The 16,923-nt window shown below is 52.1% G+C and carries 14 protein-coding genes; 10 read left to right on the forward strand and 4 right to left on the reverse strand.

From position 1 onward, the window contains the following. Window positions 1-34 precede the first annotated feature (34 nt). The 5 genes from OKC31_RS20120 (at window position 35) to umuC (ending at window position 5,137) form a co-directional block, all read left to right on the forward strand. Complete coding sequence (locus OKC31_RS20120) at window positions 35-1,528, forward strand: DNA cytosine methyltransferase (protein WP_270657507.1); 1,494 nt, start codon at window positions 35-37, stop codon at window positions 1,526-1,528. Between the two features lie 86 nt (window positions 1,529-1,614). Continuing rightward, window positions 1,615-2,046, forward strand: coding sequence for a hypothetical protein (locus OKC31_RS20125; RefSeq protein WP_270657508.1), 432 nt, complete (start codon window positions 1,615-1,617; stop codon window positions 2,044-2,046). A 91-nt stretch (window positions 2,047-2,137) separates the two neighbouring features. Next, complete coding sequence (locus OKC31_RS20130; protein WP_270657510.1) at window positions 2,138-2,521, forward strand: hypothetical protein; 384 nt, start codon at window positions 2,138-2,140, stop codon at window positions 2,519-2,521. Between the two features lie 928 nt (window positions 2,522-3,449). Then, window positions 3,450-3,869 carry a translesion error-prone DNA polymerase V autoproteolytic subunit gene (umuD, locus tag OKC31_RS20135; RefSeq protein ID WP_270657511.1) on the forward strand — a complete coding sequence of 140 codons (420 nt, stop codon included), beginning with the start codon at window positions 3,450-3,452 and terminating at the stop codon, window positions 3,867-3,869. Continuing rightward, window positions 3,866-5,137, forward strand: a complete 1,272-nt coding sequence (gene umuC / locus OKC31_RS20140) for a translesion error-prone DNA polymerase V subunit UmuC (protein WP_270657512.1) — start codon at window positions 3,866-3,868, stop codon at window positions 5,135-5,137. Before umuD ends, umuC begins: the two co-directional genes overlap by 4 nt. 51 nt (window positions 5,138-5,188) lie before the next feature. On the opposite strand, the gene OKC31_RS20145 is transcribed toward umuC, so the two are convergent. From OKC31_RS20145 to OKC31_RS20160, 4 genes are all read right to left on the reverse strand, one after another. Beyond that, window positions 5,189-8,251, reverse strand: a complete 3,063-nt coding sequence (locus tag OKC31_RS20145; protein ID WP_270657513.1) for a conjugal transfer protein TraG N-terminal domain-containing protein — start codon at window positions 8,249-8,251, stop codon at window positions 5,189-5,191. A gap of 9 nt (window positions 8,252-8,260) precedes the next feature. Beyond that, the gene (locus OKC31_RS20150; RefSeq protein ID WP_270657514.1) at window positions 8,261-9,619 is read right to left on the reverse strand and encodes a conjugal transfer protein TraH; all 1,359 of its coding nucleotides are present in this window, start codon (window positions 9,617-9,619) and stop codon (window positions 8,261-8,263) included. Next, window positions 9,616-10,701 carry a conjugal transfer protein TraF gene (gene traF, locus OKC31_RS20155; RefSeq protein WP_270657515.1) on the reverse strand — a complete coding sequence of 362 codons (1,086 nt, stop codon included), beginning with the start codon at window positions 10,699-10,701 and terminating at the stop codon, window positions 9,616-9,618. The genes OKC31_RS20150 and traF overlap by 4 nt, the downstream gene beginning before the upstream one ends. A gap of 306 nt (window positions 10,702-11,007) precedes the next feature. Next, window positions 11,008-11,628: a hypothetical protein gene (locus OKC31_RS20160; RefSeq protein ID WP_270657516.1), complete on the reverse strand. Its 621-nt coding sequence runs from the start codon at window positions 11,626-11,628 to the stop codon at window positions 11,008-11,010. 401 nt (window positions 11,629-12,029) lie between these two features. Between OKC31_RS20160 and OKC31_RS20165 the strand changes: the two genes are divergently transcribed. The 5 genes from OKC31_RS20165 to mobH all read left to right on the forward strand — a co-directional run. Continuing rightward, complete coding sequence (locus OKC31_RS20165) at window positions 12,030-13,058, forward strand: hypothetical protein (protein ID WP_270657517.1); 1,029 nt, start codon at window positions 12,030-12,032, stop codon at window positions 13,056-13,058. After that, a complete protein-coding gene (locus OKC31_RS20170) occupies window positions 13,051-13,389 on the forward strand; it encodes a hypothetical protein (protein WP_270657518.1) in 339 nt (112 codons plus the stop codon). Before OKC31_RS20165 ends, OKC31_RS20170 begins: the two co-directional genes overlap by 8 nt. Window positions 13,390-13,832: 443 nt before the next feature. Continuing rightward, the gene (gene mobI, locus OKC31_RS21720) at window positions 13,833-14,405 is read left to right on the forward strand and encodes a conjugative transfer protein MobI(A/C) (protein ID WP_279963601.1); all 573 of its coding nucleotides are present in this window, start codon (window positions 13,833-13,835) and stop codon (window positions 14,403-14,405) included. Then, entirely contained in the window at window positions 14,303-15,088 is a 786-nt protein-coding gene (locus OKC31_RS20175; RefSeq protein ID WP_270657519.1) for a hypothetical protein, read from the forward strand. Before mobI ends, OKC31_RS20175 begins: the two co-directional genes overlap by 103 nt. 54 nt (window positions 15,089-15,142) lie before the next feature. Beyond that, on the forward strand, window positions 15,143-16,923 hold a 1,781-nt coding region (gene mobH, locus OKC31_RS20180), incomplete at its 3' end, for a MobH family relaxase (protein ID WP_270657520.1).

A 16,923-nucleotide genomic window follows, 5' to 3' on the forward strand; every position in this document is an offset into this window, starting at 1 on the left:
CGGGCAATAACGCTTTCGAGCAAAGGAGTTAATTATGGGTATTGTGATTGCTACCAAACTGGGAGAGAACAAAGGTCTGCCGCGTGTGTGGTGTGAGGGCCGCAAATTAGCTAGAGAAGGAATTGAGGTCGGCATGAAATATCAGCTGAACTTCAATCAGGAAACCGGACAGGTCAAAGTCAATTTTGGCCACGACCTGCCCTCAGCAAACGGGACCGTTTCGCGCCGTAAGGTGCGTGGGACTGTTGATGAGTACCTGCCCCTGATCGACATGAACGACCAGGAGTTCCTGAAACTGTTCGACACCTCTGACGCCATACGGATCGCTATCCGTGGGTTGAAGATGACTATCACCGCTCAAACCTGCGTCACTGATGCAGATGAACGCGCTGATGCGTTGCACACCAAGCTGATGAATGGCCAACCACTGACAGTGTGCAGCCTGTTCCACGGCGGCGGCGTTCTGGACAATGCCATCCACTCGGGCCTAGCTCGGGCAGGTGTCAAGTCCTACGTCAAAGTCGCTGTTGAGCTTGAATCGAAGTACCTGGAAAGCTCTTTGAAAAACAACCCGGATATGTTCAAGGACGATTCGGTTTTGTTTGAGGGGAGTATCGAGCACTTTAACCCCCGAAACGGTACCAAGGTTGATCTGCTGATCGCCGGGATCCCGTGCACAGGAGCCTCCCTCAGTGGCCGAGCTAAAAACAAGCTGGCGCACGCTGAGGAGCATGAGGGTGCTGGCGCACTGTTCTACTACTTCTTGAACGCTGTAGTAGCACTGAACCCCGCTGTCTGCGTCATCGAAAACGTTGAACCCTATGCAAACACAGCATCAATGGCCGTCATTCGGTCTGTGCTGTCTAGCCGGGGCTACACGTTGGAGGAGACCATCCTTGATGCAAGCGATTTTGGGTGCCTGGAGAAGCGCCGCCGCCTTTGCGTCGTCGCCCACACCGGCAACTCAATGATCGGTGATGTGCTGACCAACCTGGTTTCCACCAGCGTCCGGCCAGCAAACGTAGGTGAGATCCTGGAGAACATCCCAGGTGATGACCCGCGCTGGAAGTCTTTTGACTATCTGGTTGAGAAAGAAATCGCTGACAAGGCCGCAGGTAAGGGCTTTGCGCGGCAGCTGATCACCCGCGAGTCGGAGAGTTACGGCACCATCGGTCGCTTGTATGCAAAATGCAGGTCCACTGAACCGTTCCTGCAACACGATACTGACCCTGCCCTCTCCCGCTTGCTCACTCCCGTTGAGCACGCACGAGGAAAAGGCGTTCCTGTCAGCCTGATCGACGGACTGAGTGATACTACTGCCCATGAAATACTGGGTCAGGGTGTTGCTTGGACACCGTTTGAGGCAGTCGGGTTTGCCGTAGGCAGGCATCTGATTGCAGCTCTTTATCCAGAGGCTCATGATCCGGAAGTGTTGAATAACGTCGAGCTCAATCAAGGCATCCCTGCCCTGGTTGATTTGCTCTGCGCCAATCACAATCCGCATCACCCCTGTTTAGTTGCTGCATAAACCAAAAAGCCCCCGTATCGCGGGGCTTTTTTTTAATTCCTTATTCAAATCCTTCGGGATAAGAGCCCTCGGGCATTGGAGAAATTATGAATACCGTAATTCAGGCAAAACCCCTCCTTGAAATGGCATTGGATGCTCAAATCCGCGCTCATGGCGGGAGAGGCTATAACTGTGGCGTGAAAATCAAACCCAATATTGGCAGCTACTCTTGCCAATACACGTTTGACACACCGGAAGGTGAAAAAACGCTGATTACCCAAAACACCCTTAACCTCGGGCTGGTGGACGGAAACTTTGTCGTTCATGACGGTGATACCGGCGAATTTAAGCTGATCACCGTAAAGGAGATCGACAGAGCCCCCTACCGTTTGAGTTATGAAAAGGTGCTGGGCGTGACGTATCAGGAAATGATGTGGGCGTTGCAATTAATCTGGCCTAATCAGATTGTATGGCAACTCAACATCCCTGAGGCATTACGTCTCAGTACGGGGAAGGTGATTGCGAAAGCACTTCACTGAGTATGCATCATTCCATGGTTCTGAACCCACCTTTGGTGGGTTTCTTCATTATTCCTTCGGGAATTTTAGCCTTCGGGCAATAGGACACAATATGTGTATCAGTCAATTCAGCCAGCTCAACCCTGGCGCATTAATAAAACACGGTGGCACTGTCACCGTTTCAGGCGCTCTGGTCGCACTCCTTAAATCTCAACGTCGTTCCACTCTCGACACAGACCAACATCTGTACCGTGAAGGGGATGGATTTGAGTTCCGGATCGACATCGGCAAGGGGAACCCTCGGGTAACCCTGCTGCGCGGCGTGGTGAGTAGCATCGACAATCGTGCTATCTGCTACGTTGACCGCATACCGATGAGAGGCTATCGCCTCACAGAGGTTGTGTTGTATGAAGATGAGGTGACCATCGCAAAGCCGATGGACAGCACCTTTAAAAACCTGCGGGAGCTAACCTCCATCACGGGTCTTCATTTTTAATAATCAAGGTCGCCCTCTGGGTGACCTTTTTTTTTTGCCTTAATCACCATGCCGGGGTTGTGAACGATGATGCCTCAGTCATTTTTTTAATTTCACCCTTGCGTCTATCACTGGTCTGCTAGCCGCATACTTTTAAAAAAAATGAAAGTCATCATGAATTTATAATAAATGCATCCCAATGATTGCTTCGACAAAATTAAAAATATCAAAAGGAAAAATATCCAACATCCTCTTTACAGTTGATGTTTTTCAGTGTCTCATATTCGATAGCTCTAATTGTGGGGCGCTTATCGAGGTGACGGGATATGTTAAGCGAATTGCATCACACACTCAGCATGCTGGTATTCATTTTTAAAGATTCCGCCCCATTAGTTATAGCGGTAGGGTGTGTGTCTTTATTCATTTGGTGGCGACTGAAAGAGTCAAGGGGGCATGTTTCGGCGAAGCATGCCTTTATACTTATTCTTCTATTTCTAGTTATTTCCACATTCGAGGTTGGCATGAGCTACCATGATTTTAATCAAGTGCAGTCGCCAAGAATTAATTATAAGACAAACCCACTTTTTGACGACAACCAAAATTGATGCACGCCACATCTTCGTTTAATCCGTAAGAAAAAAATGGCCTGACGGCCTAACAAAGGGGCTGCATTGCAGTCCTTTTTTTGTCTTGCCATTGCATTAATGTCTTAGTCAGACATCACGAGCGCCAGGGCAGGTCATCATCAACGCCGGGTTGCTCGATTAGTTTGGCATGGTGGGTCACGGTCACGGAAAAGTGCGTGTGGATAGCAGGGTCTTGATAGAGGCTGCCCACGTTTGCCCCCCCCCTCGACCGGCACCACAACAAGCAGGCCTCAACTGGTGCCTAATGCGAACACTGTTCGCCGCTGGTACACTGTATTTATTTACAGTACATAGGCACCATCATGCAAAAACCTACCACCAACGCCCCAGAGCTACAGATCCCGTTGTTCGGTACGCGAGTTGCGTGCGGATTCCCGTCACCGGCTACGGACTGGATTGAGAAAACCATCGACCTCAATTTGCTATGTGTGCAGCACCCGGCGGCCACATTCTATGTTCGTGCCAGCGGCCACAGCATGACAGGAGTCGGCATTCACGATGGCGACCTCCTCGTTGTAGATCGCTCACTGACGCCGCGCAACGACGATACTGTTCTGGCGGCCTACGACGGAGAGTTTACCGTAAAGGTCTTCCAAACCCTGCCACGACCCGCCCTGGTGCCAGCGAACCCGTCCTACCAACCGATCTACCTGGATGAGGCCAGCGACATGCAGATTTTCGGCGTCGTGACCTACTCCCTACACCAGACCCGGCAACCATGAGTAAATTGATCGCGCTGGTGGACATCAACAACGCCTACGCCAGCATGGAACGTTTATTCCGCCCCGACCTCAAAGGCCGCCCCATCGTCGTTCTCAGCTCCAACGACGGAAACGTTGTGGCCAGATCGGCAGAGGCAAAGGCCATGGGTATCAAAATGGGTGTGCCCTACTTCCAGATCCGCTCGATGTTCGAGGCTCAAGGTGGGGTGTCGTTTAGCTCTAACTTCGCGCTCTATGGCGATATGTCAGCAAGATTCATGGCCGTTGTAGGCGGCATGGTGTCCGAATACTCCCCTTACAGCATTGATGAGGTGTTCTGCACTCTCGATCCCTGCCTGGGCGATCCTACGGCCTACTGTCGCACTATTCGAGCTCGGGTAGAGCAGTGGCTAGGGTTGACGGTGGGGATCGGCATAGGACCAACACGGACTCTTTCAAAGCTGGCCAACTATGCAGCGAAACGCTGGCAAAACCAAACTGGCGGGGTTGTCGACTTGAGCGACCCAGAGAGGCGAGCGAAGTTGATGGCACGCACGCCGGTAAGCGAGGTGTGGGGTGTTGGTCGAAGCCTAACAGCGAAGCTGGAGAGTCAGGGGATCATGACCGTGGCTGACCTCGTGGCTGTCGATCCGAGGGCTCTACGTAAAAAGCATGGCGTGGTGCTGGAACGTATAGCCATGGAGCTGCGCGGGATCCCCTGCCAGGACCTCCAAGAGCTGGTGGCCGCAAAGAAACAGATCATGGTGTCAAGATCGTTTGGACACCGGATCACCGCCATTGATGACATGAGGCAGGCCATCGCCGGGTACCTGGAGCGGGCCGCTGAAAAGTTGCGAGAGCAAGGCTCGTGCTGTCGTCATATCACGATTTTCATCCAGACCTCACCGTTCGCTAATCACCCCTACTACAGCAACCAGGCGTGCGCTAGGCTGGTTGTGCCGACTGATGACACAAGGGATCTTCTAGCTATGATCGACCCCCTGCTCACCGGGATATGGCGTGATGGCCACCTCTACAGCAAGGCCGGTGTCATGCTGGCAGATTTCTGCGATAGGGGGGCGGTCCAGCCAGACCTGTTTGCTCCATCAGCTGATCCGAAGCGTGAGGCGCTAATGAAGGTTGTCGACTCAATCAACCACGGTGGGCGCCTTGGGAAGGTGTTCTTTGCTGCCAGGGGTAGCCCGGATCAAGGCTGGAACATCAAGCGGGACCGCCTCAGCCCCAGGTACACCACCCAAATAGATGATCTGCCCGTGGTTAAGGCGTGAGGCTATTACCACTCAAAAAAAGAGCCACTTTAATGTGGCTCTTTTTCGTGGTTAGTCCTTAAAGTTTGCGTCAAATTCTATCGGCGTTTCCGGTTTCGTCTCAGGGTGGTCTTCAAACCTCATCCCCTTCATCGTCTGCTGTTGCTGGGGGTTCGTAGATCTAAATTCATTGTTCATTTCGACCTTGCCTCTGTTCGCATCCGGCACGGCGTTGGTTTGGCTCAAGTCATTCAGATCGCTTGCTGCATGAGTGTTATGATTGCGGAACAACAATTGTGCCGGGTTGAGTGCTTGGGCGCTCTCGCGGTTATATTCACGCGTAACGGCTCGATTCTCGTCAGCAGCTTTGTATACACCGACCTTGTTAATACTGGCGTCCGTAGCGGAAATATCCCCCCCAACACGACCATCAATGCCAGCTTGGCCACCGGTAACCTGACTGGAAACTTGGGCAATGTTGTTTCTGACGTTTTCAGTGCCGCCAAAGTCACTGGCTTCCTGTCTCTGGCCCGCTACTGACTGCTGGGCCGCCGTCGATAGCTGTTGGAATGCTGCTTGGTGAGAGACCTGATCAAGGTTGTGGAAGAGTTGACCTGCCACCTGACGATCATTGGCCCCTTCACCACCAAGCATGTGAAGCCCCTTGTCCATCAAGAACCCCAGGCTTGCAATGGACCCCAACTTTGTTTCGCTAAGGTTTTGGCCACCGCTGTTTTGCTTCGCAACATCCATCAAGCCCACAATCTCCTTCTGAGATTCTGCCGTTAGCTGACCATCAGAACCGATAATTTTCCGTTCTTCCAAAACAGATCTGGCAGATGGGTTACCCTGTACCAATTGATCTATAATATGCTGCGCATTGAAGCCCTTACCGGACGCACCTGCATCCTGGCCAACCTGACCAATGTTAATGCTCGATGAGAGATTGCCGTTACTGGCACTCGCCAGTAGTGCACTTTGCTGTTCCACTACAGACTTGCTATCGCTGAAAGACTTGGCGCTTTGAGCCGTCTCCTGGGCAGCGTCTTTATAACTAGAGCTGCCTTGGAGCGTGTTGCCGGTCAAATATTGCTGGGCTTTATCAAACAACGCAGAGGTATTATTCGACCCCTTAACGGACTGCTGTTTAGAGCTATCGTACCCTTCACTTTTAGATATGCCCTCTTTTTCTGACCGGGTTTTTGAGTCTGTGCCGGTCTGAGTAAGATCAGCTCCTATTGAGAAGCCACCGCGGTTGTTCTGGCCAGAGCCTTGTTTACCAAACCCTAAGCTCAGATCGAACGACCCTCCCGCCTGTGATGAAGTTGTGTTGGCTTTAGAAACCATTTTCTCAAGAGCTTGTTGGATGGAAATGCCTTCCCGTTGGGCGACCATATTTGCCACTTCCATCGTCGCCGCATACCCCTCTTGGAGTTTGGCAGCTTCGGAGGAGCTGAACTGCCTGTTGTGAGAGGCCTGCTGACCTATCTCCATCAAGTGACCCACGCTATTGGTAAGTTGAGCCTGAGACTGCTCCATCTGCTGCCTGGCACCGGTCATACCGTGACTGACCTCTTGCCGCACGGCTTGACTGGTATCGACCACTGAACCGTAGTTTGATGCACCAGACATTGTGCTACCACCTATAGCATTGGGATTCCAGACACTCTGTTGCTGGCCCTGTTTTGATGCACCGTTATCGGGGGCAGACGCTATGTTTGGCGCGACGTAATGGGTGTTGAGCGGTGCATCAGGCGTGGACTGTTTGGCCACCCCACTCATGGACTGGACCCCCTTGAACAGCACAGCCATCGACAATGCTGGGATGGCAGTCATCATCATGGAACCAACGGCCAGATAGGTCTGAGCTTTTTCGACGACACCAGGCGTCCCGTTCCAGCTCATTGCTGCCGGGCCGAATGATGAGGACGAGCTCATGTTGCTCGCCAAGGCGAAATTCAGATAGGACTCGACACCGACAGCGATCAGGGGCCACATGTTCGTAAACAGCACGAACATAATGTACGACCCGATCCCCATGAACCCCATGCGCCCGGTCACCAACATGATCAGCATGAGGGGAGCGATGAAGATGGCGAAAAACTCAAAGAAGGTGATGATGGCCGGTGCCAACTCGTTGAACATTTCATACGAGCTGGCCATTTTGATGAGCCGCTGATCTTTAGCGGTAAACATCATCTGCTCTACCTGCAAGCCGACCTTATCACGCGCATCAGTGAGGCCCTTCTTCGTGGCCGTCCAAACTAAACGCTGCAACGCCATGTTGTAAGCAGACATGCCGGTGCCGGTAAAGATCTTGGTTGCGTCCCCTATCTCATCATCGGTGATATTGATTTGCTGGTTGTAGACATCAACTGCATTTTTGAACGTCGACGAGCTGAGAAGGCCAGAGATGTAAGTGTAGGCAGCGGCACAAGTCTTCGACGTATCCGGCCCGGCCTTTTGAATGATCGGTGTTTCCCAGTATGTGTTCGTGCTTTTCAATGCAAGGAAGGTGTCTTCTGGCGCGGCATTCATCAACGCCGAGGCCTTAATCTCCTGACCGCTCCCCCCGGTGATGATGTCTCGACCCACGCAATTTTTGGCGTATTGTTCCAATGTTGCACAGAGGTCAACACTGCCTGACATCATACAGATTTGGCTGGACGCGTAATCTTCCTGGTTCAGCTTCATCAGAGCCCGCAGGGGATCCAAGCCACCATATCCAGTTGTCATGGCTGTGCCGTCCACACTCACGGGGGTCACTACAGAAAATGCCGTCCTGAGGTCATCAGTCATGTCAGTGAACAGGCCTGTTGCGATACCGCCACTAAGGGCGACAAGCAAAGGTACGTTATCAACCGACTGCGCCTGCCCCGTCACGCGGCTTTCGACCACCACGGTGACCTTGGACATGAAGACGAGAAACATGATGAGTCCGAAGAAGAAGTTGTGTACCGGCTTCTGGTTATCATCAAACGTCTTCATCAGCGACGAAATCATCAGCATCAGTAAAGACAAGATCATTGCCACGACAACCAGGGTGTTGCTGTCGCCCATCATCATAGCGAGGCCATTATAGGCCCCGACGATCATCTCAAAATTACCCGATACATATACGTTAAAAGTTTCCATGGCCCCTCCTTAAAATTGTCCAGGGCCGAGCGTTTTAGCAACTGACTCGTAGTAGGCGAAGTTGTTATAGAGGCGTTGCTGTGCCATCGCTGTCGAAGCTGACATTTCCTCCATTTGTCTGTTCAAGTTCTGCATCGCTGCATCCAGTTGCTTCATGTACTGCACTTGACTGTCGCTTTTCCGAACCCCCATCCAGTTCTGGAGGCGAGCAATGAAACCACCGATCGAATGAGCGATTACCTCGTTAGCCAAAACCTGCGAGTAGAGAGCGATATTGCCATCGGCATATCCCGGCGTTGTGCGCTCCAGGTATGCCACAAATGACGCATCAACGACGTTCAAAAACTTCTGATCATCGGCACTCAGGGCGGTATATCGACGGTTGGCCAATGAAGTATGAAGGGTGGACAAACGGGCGCTGATAACCTGAGACAAACCTTTCCAGTTAGATACCGTTGTTTTGACTGGTGCCATACATTTCGCGGAATCAGTGCAATGAAGCACGGTCACCGTGTCAGCGGCCAGTAACAGGTCTTTAGCTGTCATTGTGGGTGGGAACGGATCGCCAACAACCTGCGCCTGCTCGTTACCCTGGCTCGCCTTAACCTGCACGACGACAGTGCCAAGCATTGACTGCATCAGTTCGCGCCAGTTGTACCCACTCACCCCGTCAATGACCCAGCTATCAATCTGGTGTTTGCCCAGCTGATCCCATACGAGGTTGTATTCCGCATCTTTCAACTTCTCTGGAGTGGCTTCGAGAGCCTTCTTGGCGGAATCCTCAGTAGTTGAGGAAGCGGTACCGTAGTCTGAGAAGATACCGTTGACCACGTTCTGAGGGTCGAAAAGCGATTTCTTGTTGGCGAAGTTCATCCCCTCAGCGCCCAGCCCCTCGGAGAGCATGCTGTAGGTTTTCTGACACGCATCCCGGCTATCGGCGTTAAATTTGTTGAGCTGGTTAGAGAGGGATTCGAGCGTTGACATACAGGTAGCGCAGACAGCCTGCATCCCCACGGAAAACGCATACGTGGCCGCCCCGTTTGCAATCCCGCGCATGACCTGAACCATCTGGTCCTTGTTGATGATGGAGAATGATCCGGTGAAGAAGTCCATGCCGCCGCAACCGACGTTCAGTTTAGGTGGGACCACGGCAATAATGTTCGGCGTTACGCGGGGTACCCGCGCCGTGAACCCGCCCCCAGTGGCTCCAAAGCGTTTGGCGGTGTTGAAGCTGGTGGCCGATGTGCTGTTGGTCATCATGTCCGAGAAAATGTCTTTCATGGGGTTATCCGCCATCGCCTGCGGCACCTGTCCGAGAAGGACGCAAAAGGCCAGAATGGGGAACTTGAGCTTTATCTTGAGGTTCATTGGGTTTGTCCTCCGGCGGGGTTAACCGGCGCGGTATCATGGCTGGGGAAATTCAGGCGAGACTCAAACTCTTTGATGAGCACATCAGGACCGCTCTCTAGATCGCTCTTGTTGATCTCGATTAATGAAGGCTTGGCCGTCGGGGTGCTCAGGGTTTCTGCATCCGTCATGAGGTACTGGCGAACGTCACGAGACTCCTGCAACTCGGCTTCGGTGATGACACCCGCGCCTTGAGCGACATAAAGAATGGTGTCGACGAGCTCATCAAGGGTCAGAAGGCCCTCACTCAATTTGTGGATGGTCTTGCCGTCATTGGTAACAAGGAACATGGTGGGGGTTCTTTCAACGGCGAGCTTCATGCTCATCTCTCCCCCTTGGTCAACCACCACATCCTTGAAATCAGATCCGGGTAGAGGCTGGCCATCCATGGAGACAGCGAGCACATTCACGTTGAAGAGGCGTTCCAGGTAATTGAGGATCGGGCCTTCCTTGATGCAATACTGACAAGTAGAGCTGTAGAAGAACCAAAGCCCGGCCCGGTCAAAGACCGTCTGAACAGCTTTCTTCTTACCTTCTATGACCTGCTTGTTGTGAGTTTCAAGCTGGAATTGGGTCTCAGGCCGACGGTTGTTCTCGCTGAGTTCAGAGTTCATGAGGTACATCCGGCGGGTGCCATCTTGGAACTTGGTGGCCATGTCCACGGCCATCTTTTGAGCCAACCAGTAGAGCTTGAGCTTCTGCATGTCGCCGGGGTTATTCATGGCGTCATCGAGCATGTGAGGAAGGTTTTCACGAAGCCATTTGACATCAATTTTTACTTTCTCGACCGGCTGCTCCGCCGATTGCGCGGGGGTGGCGGGATCATCTGCTTCTTGCGCTTGCTCCTGTTCCTTAGGGTCAACGTAAAAATGCCAGCCACTTACAGCATCAGAGTATTGCTGGGCCCGCTGATCAAGGTAGCTCTGGCGCTCCTTCTCAAGAAGCGCCTGGCGCTCAAGCATCGGATCTGCGTTGACGCTGGCGGAAGAAATAGATGCAAGTACCATTAGTGCTAACGGCCTCATAGCTTTCATAAATGCCATCTCTTAACCTTTCGGGATAATCGCTATTATATGTCATGACATGGGATAACCAAGACAAAAAACACCCAAACCGCCCAGGTTGCTCCAGGCGGTGATAATGATTGCTCTCCGGGTGAGGTGATTTGCTGGTGGCCCAGCTTGATTCTTGGGTGGACACTGTGAGCTCACAGCTCATGCCACCTTAGATCTGACAGTACAGAATAGGCCTGCCGGTCGTAGCCCCTGCCTGCCGGGATTCATCGCCCGGCAAGCAGTGGCATCACCAGTTCCGCATTAAGCGGTCAAGGGCTGGCGTCCCACAGTCAATTATCGAATAGGGTTTTCAAAGAAGCTGGCCGTAAACACCACCACTTCATTCTGCTTGTACGTATTCAGGCCGGGGCTTGCTGCCGGCACCTCAACCTGATGCTGACCCCGAACCACAAACATCCCACTTTGATAGACCCCTCGCGGATTCATGACCATTGCAAAGCCGGGTAGCGTTTCATACTCAAACTGGCCGTTGCGTTGGATGTGGATGGTATGAGGTGCATCAACAAACCAAGGTGTATGGGACAGGTGAGGCCCGGCCATGAAGGCGGCACTCAACACGCCGTCATCACAGAAGGAGGCGTTGACCCCAAAAATACCTGACGCCTTCACGCTTACGAAGATCATCTCCTCCGGTGAGCCATCAATAGAAAATACCGCTTGCGGTACCGGTTTGATTGGCTGACGCCAACTCCCCCCGCCCTGACTCGCCTTACAAACCGAGCTCAGTAATCCGTCGAGATTCGCAGGGGCATAAACATGTGTCAGGTAGTCAAAGTCTGGCTCGGACACCGACTGCACATAACTCAGCATGGCGACCGACTCACCTTTACCTGGCAGGTTAATTGCCCTCACCTCGCCCAAGCTGATGCCAGAGGCAAACTTGTCATACTGCATCGAATAGCCATCATTGCCACGGGTATAGCAAGGTTCACTTGAGCACCCACCCAAAAGAGCAGCGCACACCGAAGCAATGACACATCTGTTCAATTTTCCATCACACATCATAAATCACCCTTGAAATCCTCTTGGGATTTCCATGTGCATTTATCAGGTTTTGACCCTATCATAAGCCAATTCGACTCCCTTGCAATACATTTTGACTGCAACCGGAGTAAATTTGACTCATTCGAGAGGCCCAGGTTGCGTGTTGGAGGGTAGATGTGTGTCAGGTGAGAGCCAAAGTCTGTCTTTGAGGAGTCATTTTTGCTTGACTGTTGCTCTGGCTGACATAGAATCGACATCCAAGATGTGCGCTACATGCCAGCAAAAAAACGAATCAAATATAGAGAGGCAACATGAAAACTATTCGCTTTAAACCCGACATGGCTGCACTGCAACATAATGTCGATCCGTTTGAGATTAAAAACTCTATCGTTCTGGTTGAGGATGATATTGAGCATTTGATCGGTGACGATGCAGTTAAGTTGGGTGTTTCTGGCGTGCGGATCACTGGTGGAACTATTAGAGACCGCCATTATCAGCGTTTGCTTAAAGCGCTTTTGGCTAAGGGGCTTGGTGCCGGTCAACACACTATTTCAGTGGGACTTTCAGCCTCCTCTAACTACATGAATGAGTTCCGTGAAAGCATGAGCAAAAACGTCCTGAATAAGGATGACTATGCCCTGCTTGAGTCACTGGTTAAAGAAATCAAATTCCGCGATGGCCGCACAGACGCCCCTGTTCAGATTTGTAACGTCACACTCAAACGCGAGAAACCCGTGCCCGTTCTTTATGAAACCGAAGCGGTGCGCAATGTAATTCCAAAAGAAGCAACCACTTATGCAATCTTCCAAATTGGCGGTGGCGACTGGCAAAGTATGCTGGTAGTAGATGGCGAAATTTGTGTGGACACTCATACCCGTGTTGCTGGTGTTAATAACTGCATCACCAAACTCGCAGAACATTTGGACGTATCACCAAAAACTGCTGACAAGGCTTGGTTCACTAATACCAAACCCAACCCTAATGGCGGCATTGATAATCAGTGGATTGATTGCACTGCTGATAAAGCCAAGGTTATTCGTGGCTTTATCTCAGCTCAACTCCCGCAATTGTTGAACAGCTTTGAAGGCCATAAAGACCGCATTAAGGCCATCGTTATCAGTGGCGGCGCGGTGAATGATGATACTTTCATTAATATTCTGAAAGATGAAATTCCTCAAAAGCTCCGAGTTCACACCTTCCATGACTTTGAATGCATGGAGCCTAACGGCGGCAAGCTGATGAGTGCATCCTTCACCTGCGCATTTGGTATTCATGCTCACGGCGTAGATGTGGGCCTGGATATTGGGAACGCTTACCTGAAAGGTGTATTCGATGTCTGATGAAAATGAACAAAACAAGCGCATTCAGTTGCGGCCATCTGATGATGTTTCTGCAAGACTGAATGACCCTAAATTGGGAACTAAGTTGAGAAAGGCTATGGGCGGCGACATTCAAATACCGCCAGCCCTAGAGAAAATCATCAACCAAGCCCCGCGTGCTGGCCGTGTGAATATCCTTCTCCAGGTATTATTTGGATATATCGACGACAAGGAAAGCCAGGGTAAGCAGAAGGGCGAGGCCCCCTCTCCACAGCCTAAGCCCGAGGAAGAGTCAGCAGCGAAAAGTAAGAGTACCACCGGCTCTAAGGTCAACATGAGTGACTTTCAGTGACCTGCGCTGAGTCGCAAAAACCGGCCTGAGTCTGCCACGCAATCCCCCGTTCTCCGGGGGATTTTTTTTTGCCAAAACCACCTTCCCCCTCCCCACCCTTCCACCGCCCCCACCCAGCACACAAGAAACCACGCTTCCACCTATCTTGTGTGGAAGAGTGCGATAATAACTGCATTCACCACAAAAATGACGAGCTCCACCTATCTTGTGTGGAAGGTGCCGATTTTGAGACGAAATCAAATGGTTTCTGGGCCTTCCACCTATCTTGTGTGGAAAAATGTGGCAAAATCACCCTCGCAAAACGCTGTAGATTATCCGATAATGACAGCCTTAGGCATCTTTGAGCGGTCTGAAAGGTTCTGGATCTGACTGCGAAGAGTTTGCTTGTGTGGAACTCCGTGGTTTTCCACACAAGTATTCTATGTGGAACAAGAGGATGAACAATGGCGTTGGACTGGCTGGTTGGTCATGTCTGTGGTGACATCTCATCGAGGCTGCGAACATCCCTGATTGAATCGAGCGAAGAAATCGAGGCTGTTGCCAAGCAAGTAGTGGACCGGTACTGGTTGGCGTTTAGACAGAAAAACAAGAGCCAGGAGCACCTACCGAAAGACCAACGAATGTTGGGTCGGTACGCCCCATTCGTGAGGCGGCACCCTCTGAACCAGAAGCTCTACATCGGATGGCGCGATTACGCACCGAGGCGAAAGGGAACGAGGGGGAAGGTATTGGGTGAAACGCTCACCCCGGCGAACAAGATTCATTTTAAGGAAAGTCAGTTCAGTCATAAGGCGAAGCTCTGGGAGCTGCAACTGATTATTAAGACCGAAGAAGAGTTACGGCAATTACGAGAGTTGAGTGAGAGTATCCATAAACAACTCGTTGACATAAATAAGGCGGAGAGGGTTTACAAATGGCAGAAGTCTCAGGAAACAAGCGCAATCAAACCGAGCGAAACGGAAATGGCGAAGGAACGAAGTCATCAGGACGGAATCAACCCGCTAGATCACATGTAGAAAATAAAGCGGCTGCCGCTCAGGACGCAGATGCATTCCGTCCTAATGTTGGCACACTGGCTGTTAAATTCACGCCTAAGAGCGCCTTGGTCGAGCGTTTCCTGTCTCGTGGTTCCGTTAAGACCAGCAACGCATTTATGCGCGTCGGTACATTGCTCAGAATGCTTGGCGGTGATGCAGAGAACAAAAAGAAGATTTATGCGTGGCTGGATGAGTTATTCAATGCAGTCAGCCATAACATTTCCGCTGAGGAAGTGAAGCTGGCCAAGCTGCGCAAAGGTCACGATATGGATCAGGTTGAAATAATGACCCCTGACCAATCTTCTGAGTTGGCATTTTACGTGAACCATCCTCAACTGAGGAGATTTGCCAACAAGCTATACACCATCGACAAGTTGGCTTATCTCACTGACCAATTGTGGTACCTCGGTGAAATTGACGATGAGCAAAAGGAAATGTCTAGCAAGGTGTTGATGTATCCCATCACGGCCACCGGCGAACACTTTATGTTGGTCACCAACGTTTCACGCCGAGCTGGTGGAAAGTATTCACCAGAGGATTTCCTGAAACTGCTTGCTGAGGAGAAGGATATTCGGGCTCTGGTGATGAAGCATTTCACTGACGATGTGCCAGGCGCACAAACGGTGAAGCGGTTCCTTGGCTTGAACAGTGAGCAGATCTAATCGACCGGGATACGAAGGGGCGTTAAGCCCCTTAATTTTTGATGAGACTGGCCTATGTTATTAAAATTTGCCGCAGCGGCAATTAGGCTTGTGTTGAGATACACATCAAGCGGTAACCAAGAAAAGCGCGGTGACCTTCTCAAAGAGGTGAGAACTGTTTCCGGTAAAAAGGTCGTGCCAAACGGGGTGTTCTATTCCCCTATGCCTATTATCGGGATCCAGCCCTTATCCATTGATGATATTTTGGCTCCACACAAAGAAACGATAGACGAAATTATTAGACGGTCCGGGCTGTCTTCGACAGATGCTGTTTATTCCCCGAAGAAGATGATCACGGCTGTCATTCGTAGAACGGCTGAGTACATCCACCTGCTTCCGGCCAGTGAGGATTACCATCACACTGATCCGGGTGGCCTCCTCTCTCACAGTCTGGAAGTGGCCATGATGGCGATGGGTGAGGCATACAACATCGACCTCCCGACGATCACCTATCCAGACCTTGAGGCGGTCCGACGCTCACGTTACTTCTATGCAGTCTTTGTCGCCGCCCTCATGCATGACATCGGGAAGGTGTTCAACGATATGCGGATCATGTGCGTGGACAGCCATGTGCAGTGGCAACCCTATCTAGGCTCACTGACGGGTTGGGCGGTTAAAAACGATGTCAGCAGCTACCGCGTTGAGTATCGGCCAGGTCGTGGCCGTAGCCATGAGCAGGCGGCACAGTACCTCATCCTGCAATTGCTCACTGACGAGGCGAAGCAGTACCTCACAGATTGCCAAACAGACAACATCATGGACGAGATTTGCGCGGCCATATCGCACTACGCCGAGAAGGATGGGTACATCCATCAGTCCCTCCGTAGAGCTGACAGCGCATCAACTCTGAAAGACGTACAGGGTCGAAATCTGAAAGAGACTGGGCGGCGGGAATATTCCCTCTCCTCTCAGTTCATCAAAGCCACCCAGCGGCTCACCCCAACATGGACCTACAACAAGCCGGGCTCCATGATATGGGTCGTCGGGGGAGACGTTTACATTGCCTCGCCTCAGGCGATCGTCGAGATCATCGGCGCGATCCAAGACATGAAGGTCAGCTGCCCTACCGATGTGAACGTGGTGCACAACCTGATGGTCGAGCAACACATCATTCAAAGCGTCGATGCACAGACGCGGCTCACATACTGGCTGCCGGGAGAGTTCACTGAGGACGAGGTGAGAAAGATCCAGCGGGATATGGTTGTCGCTAAGAAGCATGCCAAATGGATTTCCCTCGCCAAGCTGAAATCGGTCCACTACGCATTTGGCTCGCAGGCAATACCAGAGTCCAAGCCGGGTGTGCTTTGCCTCAACAAAGCCGGTGATATGGTCTGGTTCCGCAAGGGATCTCTCTACACTCCGGTCGATTTGTTGGTGGAAGACCTTCACAAGCAGATCGAGGCCGAAGAGAAGGAAGCGAAGGCGAAGGCCGAGGCGGCGGCGAAGGCCAAAGAGGACGAGAAAGCCAGGATGCTGGCAGAGGCCGTGGAGATTGCCAAGGCTCAGGTGCAATCCAAGGCAACGGGTCAGCCTTCTCTCAAGCCACCAGCCACCAGCAGCACTCCCGTCGAGCAGGCTCCGGCGGTGGAGCAGGCCCCTGTGGTCGAGCAGGCCCCTGTGGTCGAGCAGGCCCCTGTGGTCGAGCAGGCCCCGGCGGTCGAGCAGGCCCCGGGGGTCGAGCAGGCCCCTGTGGTCGAGCAGGCCCCGGCGGTCGAGCAGGCCCCTGTGGTCGAGCAGGCCCCTGTGGTCGAGCAGGCCCCGGCGGTCGAGCAGGCCCCGGGGGTCGAGCAGGCCCC

The sequence above is a fragment of the Aeromonas sp. Y293-4 genome, assembly GCF_027705905.1.
Lineage (GTDB): Bacteria > Pseudomonadota > Gammaproteobacteria > Enterobacterales > Aeromonadaceae > Aeromonas > Aeromonas veronii.